General features: G+C 64.3%; 2 protein-coding genes. Both read left to right on the forward strand.

The window, feature by feature from the left end:
• On the forward strand, nucleotides 1-839 hold an 839-nt coding region (locus AC3DE3_RS17100; RefSeq protein WP_488370819.1), incomplete at its 5' end, for a Mu transposase domain-containing protein.
• The gene (gene istB / locus AC3DE3_RS17105) at nucleotides 836-1,609 is read left to right on the forward strand and encodes an IS21-like element helper ATPase IstB (RefSeq protein WP_107749414.1); all 774 of its coding nucleotides are present in this window, start codon (nucleotides 836-838) and stop codon (nucleotides 1,607-1,609) included. The genes AC3DE3_RS17100 and istB, both read left to right, overlap by 4 nt.
• Nucleotides 1,610-1,814: the final 205 nt, after the last annotated feature.

The following is a 1,814-nucleotide window of genomic DNA, read 5'->3' on the forward strand; positions in this document are numbered from 1 at the left end:
TCGTGACCTCAATGGATGCCGCAACGTTCTTCGACTGCCACAGGCGGGCGTTCGCCCACTTCGGCGGGGTGCCAGCGGCGATCGTCTACGACCGACTCAAGACCGTGGTGCGTCGCCATGTGGCCCCTGGTAAGGCCGTTCCGGTCACGGCCGCGGCCACCGCATTCGCCGGGCACTACGGCTTCGACATCGACGTGCTGGCCGCGTACCGGCCCACCGGGAAAGGGCGGGTCGAGCGGCAGGTCGACATCGTGCGCGAACACGTCGTGGCCGGCCGCAGTTTCCGCTCCACCGACGACGCTGATGCCGCGTTCGCCCGGTGGGTGACGATCCGCCGTAAGCAGGCGCACCGCACCCACGGGCAAGTCATCGGCGAGGCCGCTGCAACCGATCACGCAGCCCTGGGTCCGCTCCCGGCCATGGGGTACGAGATCTTTGACGATCACGTGCGCACTGTGGGCAAGGACTGCCTGATCTCGTTCGAGGCCAATCACTATTCGGTGCCCGCCGCCGAGGTGGCAGCCAGGATGAAAGTATTGGTTCGAGCCACCGCCGACCACGTGATGATCTGTCGTCTCGATACCCCGGCGAAGGTGTTGGCCACTCACCGCCGGGGAAGCAGAGGGCATGAGTGGATCATCGACCCCTCTCACTGGGACGGCCTGCCCGACGGAACAGGACGCGCCATCAGCCATATCCTGCCGGACGACGGCACTACGGCTGTAAAGCCCATGGGGTCGATGTCGGTACTAGAGCAGTTCCTGTCAGGAATTGAGCCGGTACCGGATATTCACCGGCCGCTGGCCTCCTACGAACTCGTGGCAGGTCAGGCATCGTGAGCGAATTCGTCGTCAGTCGCATTTCCGCCGCCGCCGAGCGGCTCAAGCTACCCCATACCGCTGCCAGTGCAGCGGATGCTGCCGCCCGAGCTGAGCAGGCCCAGCTGGGCTACCTGGACTTTCTAGACCAGCTGCTCGAGGAGGAGGTCACCCACCGGGAATCGGGGCGATTCCGCAACGCGCTCAAACTCTCCGGGCTGCCACACCACAAGACCCTGGAGGACTTCGACTTCGCGTTCCAACCCGGCATCGACGCCAGGCGCCTCAAAGACCTCGCGGCGATGGAATTCGTTGAACGCAAAGCCAACGTCGCCCTGCTCGGCCCGCCCGGAGTCGGCAAAACCCACATCGCCGTGGCACTCGCGGTCACCGCATGCCGGGCCGGCCACTCGATCTACTACACAACCCTGGATGAACTGGTTCGCAAGCTGCGCAAGGCCGACAATCTCGGCACCCTGCCCAAGCAGCTGTCGAGTCTGGCCCGGCCATCACTGCTGGTAATCGACGAGGTCGGATACCTCCCCCTCAGTCGCGCTGAGGCAAACATGTTCTTCCAGCTGATCTCACGCCGCTACGAAAAGGGCTCCACGATCATCACCAGCAACAAGACCTTCGCCGAATGGGGCACGGTCCTGGGCGACGAAGTGCTGGCCACCGCGATCCTCGACCGGTACCTGCACCACTGCGAGGTCATCGCCATCAACGGGCCGTCCTACCGCCTCAAAGATCGCGCAGACCTTGTCAGCAACGCTGAGGACCCGGCACCATAAGACCCAGCCGGACACCGACACGTGAACCTGTACCCCGAACGACACGTCACCCTGTACACGGACAACGGGTCGATAGCAGCCTCGGCAGTGCGGGCCTGGCCGGGACGAACAGACCGACGAGTCGGTTTGTGTGGGTGTGGGTGGAATGACGAGAGCCCCGAGTCACCTGTGAGGGTGATTCGGGGCTCTCGTGTGAAGTTGTGTT

The organism is Dietzia sp. IBK-p2-16D (assembly GCF_057773085.1).